This is a genomic window from Methanoregula sp. (assembly GCF_041663825.1).
Taxonomy (GTDB): Archaea; Halobacteriota; Methanomicrobia; order Methanomicrobiales; family Methanospirillaceae; genus Methanoregula.
Genome location: NZ_JBAYLY010000032.1, coordinates 23,010 through 29,218, shown reverse-complemented (window position 1 = coordinate 29,218; position 6,209 = coordinate 23,010). Strand labels below are relative to the sequence as shown.

Here is a 6,209-nt window from a genome sequence, read left to right as displayed (position 1 = left end):
TTCGGGGGCGATCTGAAAGCCAGAAAATTCCTGATTCAGATGAAAGAAATCGCCAGTAAGATGATCGTTTACAATATCCACAAGTGTTTACTCTGGTTCTTCATTGAGGATTTCTACAGAGCACAAATTTTGCATGATTTTTTTCAAAATCAGCAAAAAAACAGCAGAAATGGTGTTTTTTTCATGATCCAGGCATGCGTTCCGGGTAAAAATCCGAAAATCAACTTAGTTTAATTAATTAAATTGACTCAATTGTTTTCCCAAGTTATACACTCTAAAATTTTTGCCCACTTTTTATCATCATTATTTGGCCAAAACATCGGAAGATTTAACAGGGGTCTTTTGAGATTTTCAGATTGTAAGAGGTAAAATATGGAGATAACATACGTACCAACCACGTGTCCGTATTGCGGCACCGGGTGCGGCTTCAACCTTGTTGTCAAGGACAAGAAGGTTGTCGGCGTTGCACCCTGGCAGCGCAACCCGGTCAACGAGGGCAAGTTATGCCCCAAAGGCAACTATGCATGGGAATTTGTGAACAGCCCGGACCGGCTGACAAAACCGCTCATCAAGAAAGACGGCAAGTTTGTCGAGGCAAGCTGGGACGAGGCCTACAAGCTCATCGTCTCGAAGTTCAAGCCCTACAAAGGAGAAGAGATGGCATGCCTTGCCTCTGCCCGTGTTTCCAATGAAGAGAACTACCTGATGCAGAAGTTCGCCCGTGCTGTTTTAAAGACCCCCAACATCGACCACTGCGCCCGGCTCTGCCACGCGTCCACGGTTGTCGGGCTCGCCGGCGCGTTTGGATCCGGTGCAATGACCCAGTCAATCGCAGATATTGCCGAATCAAAGTGTCTCCTTGTCATCGGAACCAACACCTTCGAGCAGCACCCGCTGATCGGGCGCCGCATTATGCAGGCAAAGAAGAACGGTGCAAAGATCATCTACGCCGACCCAAGGCTCACACCGACGGGAAAGCAGGCCGACCTGCACCTGCAGTTCTACTCCGGTACCGATGTGGCATTACTCAACTGCTTCATGCACCAAATCCTCAAGAATGGTTGGGAGAACAAGGACTTCATCAAGAACCGGACTAAGGATTTCGAAAAGGTCAAAGAAGTTGTGATGAAGGATATCTACTCTCCCGAGAACGTCTCGAAGATCACCGGTGTTCCCGCAAAGGACATCATCACTGCGGCAGAATGGTTTGGCAAATCCGGCCAATCTGCGATTCTCTACTCGATGGGGATTACCCAGCACACGGTTGGTGTCGACAACGTCAAGTCAACCGCCAACCTCCAGATGATGACCGGCAATCTCGGAAGACCCGGCACGGGCATATGTGCACTGCGTGGTCAGAACAATGTGCAGGGCGCCTGCGATATGGGAGCCCTCGCAAATGTATACTCCGGGTACCAGTCAGTGCTTGTCCCCGAGATGAAGAAGAAGATGGAAACTGCATGGGGCTGCGAGATTGCCGAAGGAAAAGTAGGACTCACCGTCACCAAGCTGATCAATGTTCTTGCTGACGAACCCGGAAAGATCAAAGGACTCTACATCATGGGTGAGAACCCCATGCTCTCTGACCCGGATCTCCACCACGTGGAAAAGGGCCTGAAGAATGCCGAGTTTATCGTCGTGCAGGATATTTTCCTGACCGAGACTGCACAACTTGCAGATGTAGTTCTTCCGGCAACATGCTTTGCCGAGAAGGACGGTACCCAGACCTCAACCGAACGCCGTGTCCAGAAGTGGCGCAAAGCACAGGACCCCCCCGGACAGGCAAAAGCAGACTGGAAGATCATCTGTGAGCTCGGAGCAGCAATGGGATACGCAAAACAGTTCCCGTTTACGAGCGCAGAAGAGATCTTCACGGAAGTCGCAAAGGTTACCCCCTCCTATGCCGGCATGGACTATGCCCGTCTTGAGAAGCCCGAAGCACTCCACTGGCCCTGCCCGACAAAGGAACACCCGGGTACCCCCATCCTCCATAAGGAGAAATTCTCCCACCCGGACGGTCTTGGTATCTTTACCCCGATCGAGTGGAAAGCCCCGGCTGAAGTACCCGACAAGGAATATCCGTATATCCTGACAACCGGCCGCTGCATCTGGCAGTGGCATACCGGTTCGATGACCCGCCGCTCGAAAGACCTTGAATGCGAGGAGCCCACGGGCTGGGTCGAGATCAACCCCGAGGATGCAACTACACTGGGAGTTAAGGATAAAGAGATGGTCAGGGCCATCACCCGCAGAGGAGAGATCAAGATTGGTACCCGCGTGACTAAGACCATCAAGAAGGGTGTCATTTTCATCCCGTTCCACTATGTGGAATGTGCTGCAAACATCCTGACCAACAACGCACTTGACCCCGTAGCGTCTATTCCGGAGTTCAAGGCCTGTGCCTGTAAAATCGAGAAAATCCCGGAGGTAAAGTAACATGGCAAAGAAAGGCGATATGCTCTACGCGTGGACGAACGACGCTGAAATCAAAAAACACGCAGAACTCGGCGGTGCAGTGACCGCACTCTGGAAATATGCTCTCGAATCAAAGATGGTCGATGCGGTCCTTGCCATCACCAAGGGGACGGACCTCTACGATGCAAAACCAGTCCTCATCACCGACCCAAAGGACCTCGCCAGGACTGCCGGCTCACTCCACTGCGGCACGCTCCTGCTGCCAAAATATGTCAAGAAATACCTTGACGGTGCAGCCAACAAGAAGATCGGCGTGACCGTCAAGGGCTGCGATACGATGGGGTTCATCGAGCTTGCCCGACGCAAGCAGATCAACCTCGACAATGTCATCATGATCGGGGTCAACTGCGGGGGCTCGGTCAGCCCGGTCCTTGCACGGAAGATGATCGCCGACAAGTTTGGCATTGACCCGAATACGGTTCACAAGGAAGAGATCGACAAGGGCCAGTTCATCATCGAGTACGAAGGAGGCCACAAGGGAATCTCCATTGACGAACTCGAAGAAGCAGGCTATGGCCGACGCACCAACTGTCGTCGGTGCAAGTATAAGATCCCCCGACAGGCAGATCTTGCCTGCGGGAACTGGGGCGTTATCGGCGAGAAGGCGGGCAAGGCCACCTGTGTTGAGATCTGCTCATACAAGGGTGCAAAGCTCCTTGATGGCGCAGTAAAATCCGGTGTCCTTGCGACCGAAGCGGCAAATCCGAAAGGTCTTGAGATCCGTGGAAAGGTTGAAGGCGCCATGCTTAAGCTCGGTGAGAAGTGGCGCAGGAAGGATTTCGCTGCACTCGGGAGCACCATGTGGGAGACTATCAACAAAGAAACCTCCCGGTGTATCCGGTGCTATTCCTGTATTGAGAACTGTCCTGTCTGTTTCACCGCAGCCGACGATCTCAAGAAAAATTCTCTCATGGTAAAGCCCGGTGAGGTCCCCCCGAACCCGATGTTCCACTTACGAAGGTTTGCCCACATCTCGGACTCGTGTATCAACTGCGGCCAGTGCGAAGAGCTCTGCGCCATGGACATCCCGCTGGCACTCTTCTCGCACGCGATCCGGGTTGAAGGAGATGCAACCTTCGAACCGAAGCTGGGGAAGGCAGCCTATACCAATTAATTTTTTTCAGATCCCATTATCAGAAAAAAACTGGTGGGGTGGGGGCAGGACATCTCTCTCTGGAGTCCGGATATTTGCGTATCAGGGACCGTGCCAGACCATTATTCGCCTCTTGTTCTGGCTATACAACTCCTGCCTCACCCCGTTACCCCAACCGGGACTATCCATATTCTATCCTGTTTGTGAATTTTTTGTATTTAAAACGCTGGAGCGAGCCGTTTTTCTCATAAGATTTGCCCGGATAACAAAATTGCTGCAAATCCAATTAAAAAAAACGACAACCGTACAAGGACGTAGAAAAAAAGTACCAGTCCCTGTCCGGCACGATATCTGAATGCCTTCCGGTTTTTCTTTTTTATCACTTTTAGTGATTGAACCCCCACGGGCCTTCCAGCCGGGGGTGGCAGCACTCAAATAGTACGTAAGGCCGGTAATGCTCTTTTTACCCTTACTGAAGAGATCCCTCGTACTCCATCGTCCCGCGATCGCCGTCCACGGTGACACATATACCGTTCCTGAACCGGTCAAGCGGGATATCCGGCCGATCGATCATCGGGATATTCCCGATAATCGCGCCCGTTGCGATAATGGGTTCAGCCTCGGCATTCACGATGGCCGCAGGGGCATGACCGTTTCGGGTGAGGGCATAGAGCACGTATGAGCCAACAGTCGATCCCTTGCCGTAGGGAAACGCGAGCACGGTACCGGCAACCGAAGTACCCTCAAGCGGATGGCCCTTCTCCACAATAACCCCCGTTTCAGGATCGACCCCGGAAAGAAACGATATCGGGGCAGGACTTACAAGCAGCCTGCCCGATCCCCTGCCCCGTGAAATACTGCGACCGGCAATTATCAAAATCACACCACATAAATGGTTGAAGATACAGATATAAGAGTAATATGGAAGAGACCTCGGTCGATAACGCGGCGCCTCAGAGCGAACTCAAATACCAGATCCAGCTTAACGAACTTGAGGCTGCGCTCCTTGAACAGAAGGTAAGAGCCGAAGATCTCCAGAAAGAAAATGCGCAACTGAAACGGGAGAACAACCAGTTAAAGCGCATGCCGCTCTTTGTCGCGGTTGTCATCGACATTCTGGAGAACAACGAGATCTATCTCCGCCAGCAGGGGAACAACCAGGAATACCTCACCCACGCCTCCGATGAAATCCGTCCGCTGATAAAACCCGGCTCGAAAGTTGCTGTCAATAACGCGCTCTCGATCGTCAAAGTCATAGGGAACGTGTACGATTCACGCGTCCGGGTGATGGAACTGGAGGAGTCCCCCGAGATCTCCTATGCGCAGATCGGCGGCCTCACCGATGAGATCAAGGAAGTGCGGGAAGCCGTCGAGTACCCGCTCACAAAACCCGAGATCTTCCGGCGCGTCGGCGTCGAGCCCCCGAAAGGGATCCTTCTCTACGGCTCGCCCGGTACCGGAAAGACCCTGATCGCAAAGGCGGTTGCCCACGAGGCCAAAGCCACATTTATTCGTATGTCGGGAAGCGAGCTCGTGCACAAATTCATCGGTGAAGGAGCGGGGCTTGTCCGCGAGCTCTTTACGCTCGCCCGCGAACGGGCGCCGGCGATTGTCTTTATCGATGAGATCGATGCGGTCGGCAGTATGAGGACAAACGACGGGACGAGTGGGAGTGCCGAGGTGCAGCGCACGCTCATGCAGCTCCTTGCGGAGATGGATGGCTTTGACAACCGGGGGGATATCCGGATCATGGCAGCCACAAACCGCGTGGACATGCTCGACCCGGCCTTGCTGAGGCCCGGCCGGTTCGACCGGTTGATCAAGATCCCGCTGCCCGACCAGACCGCAAGACTTGATATCTTAAAGATCCACACAAAAAAGATGCATCTCGCAAACGTGAGCCTTGATGTTATCGCGACCATGACCGAAGCCACTACCGGGGCTGAACTCCAGGCAATCTGCCGCGAGGCAGGGATGATGGCCGTGCGCCGGGACGCACCCTCGGCAGGGATGCCGGATTTCATCAGCGCCGTACGCAAGGTCAAAACCGACACGATATCCGATTCCCGTATGTATACCTGATCGAAGGGGCTATCAGCAGGAACAACGGAGCACCCGTATGAATATTCTGTTGATCCAGCGGGATGGTGTCGATCTCCACCACACCCTCTTTGCATCTGAGACCAGCCGTTTTGCCCTCCGTTTTTACCACCCGAAGAAAATTCCCTCCGGCGTTTACATCTCGGTTGCTATGCTCGGGAGCGCCCTCGCACTGGTATCTGAACTGCGCTGGTACATCCGGCGCTATGTGCGAGAGACCCTCTTTGAAGTTGAAAACGGGATCTTCTGTACCCAGACTCTTGCGCAGGATATTTACTACGAGCGCACGGCAATACTCGAAAAACCGTGGGCGTTCCGCCGGATCTATGGTTTTTCTCACGGAAAACTGACACACCGGCTCGTGATGTCACCGGGGTCAACCGCACAGGACTATGCCCGGGAACTCCCTCGCACCGACACCACCATCGAAATCTGGTGCACAGAAGACGAGGTGGAGGATATCGGGGAGCCGATCCCATTAGAAGAGACTGGGGAGATACCCGGTGCCGGGACCGATAATAACCAATAATCTGTGATCCGG

General features: G+C 53.3%; 6 protein-coding genes. 5 read left to right on the top strand and 1 reads right to left on the bottom strand.

Features of this window, described 5'->3' with window-relative positions; translation table 11 throughout:
• The 3 genes from WCX19_RS12510 to WCX19_RS12500 all read left to right on the top strand — a co-directional run.
• Positions 1-234, top strand: a 234-nt coding sequence (locus tag WCX19_RS12510; RefSeq protein WP_373008631.1) for a hypothetical protein, incomplete at its 5' end; no start/stop codon positions are given.
• 138 nt (positions 235-372) lie between these two features.
• The gene (gene fdhF, locus WCX19_RS12505) at positions 373-2,436 is read left to right on the top strand and encodes a formate dehydrogenase subunit alpha (protein WP_373008629.1); all 2,064 of its coding nucleotides are present in this window, start codon (positions 373-375) and stop codon (positions 2,434-2,436) included.
• Between the two features lies 1 nt (position 2,437).
• Complete coding sequence (locus tag WCX19_RS12500) at positions 2,438-3,589, top strand: Coenzyme F420 hydrogenase/dehydrogenase, beta subunit C-terminal domain (protein ID WP_373008627.1); 1,152 nt, start codon at positions 2,438-2,440, stop codon at positions 3,587-3,589.
• A gap of 448 nt (positions 3,590-4,037) precedes the next feature.
• Here the strand turns inward: WCX19_RS12500 and WCX19_RS12495 are convergent, their stop codons facing one another.
• Positions 4,038-4,445, bottom strand: coding sequence for a DUF126 domain-containing protein (locus tag WCX19_RS12495; protein WP_373008635.1), 408 nt, complete (start codon positions 4,443-4,445; stop codon positions 4,038-4,040).
• Between the two features lie 44 nt (positions 4,446-4,489).
• On the opposite strand from WCX19_RS12495, the gene WCX19_RS12490 reads away from it, so the two are divergent.
• Together WCX19_RS12490 and WCX19_RS12485 are read left to right on the top strand one after the other, a co-directional pair.
• Entirely contained in the window at positions 4,490-5,650 is a 1,161-nt protein-coding gene (locus WCX19_RS12490; RefSeq protein WP_373008625.1) for a proteasome-activating nucleotidase, read from the top strand.
• Between the two features lie 37 nt (positions 5,651-5,687).
• The gene (locus WCX19_RS12485) at positions 5,688-6,197 is read left to right on the top strand and encodes a DUF5804 family protein (protein ID WP_373008623.1); all 510 of its coding nucleotides are present in this window, start codon (positions 5,688-5,690) and stop codon (positions 6,195-6,197) included.
• The last annotated feature ends 12 nt before the right edge of the window (positions 6,198-6,209 follow it).

Excerpts from the sequence above, each read along its gene's own strand:
- fdhF (WP_373008629.1), top strand. The coding sequence starts at position 373 with ATGGAGATAACATACGTACCAACCACGTGTCCGTATTGCGGCACCGGG.
- WCX19_RS12500 (WP_373008627.1), top strand. The coding sequence starts at position 2,438 with ATGGCAAAGAAAGGCGATATGCTCTACGCGTGGACGAACGACGCTGAA.
- WCX19_RS12490 (WP_373008625.1), top strand. The coding sequence starts at position 4,490 with ATGGAAGAGACCTCGGTCGATAACGCGGCGCCTCAGAGCGAACTCAAA.
- WCX19_RS12485 (WP_373008623.1), top strand. The coding sequence starts at position 5,688 with ATGAATATTCTGTTGATCCAGCGGGATGGTGTCGATCTCCACCACACC.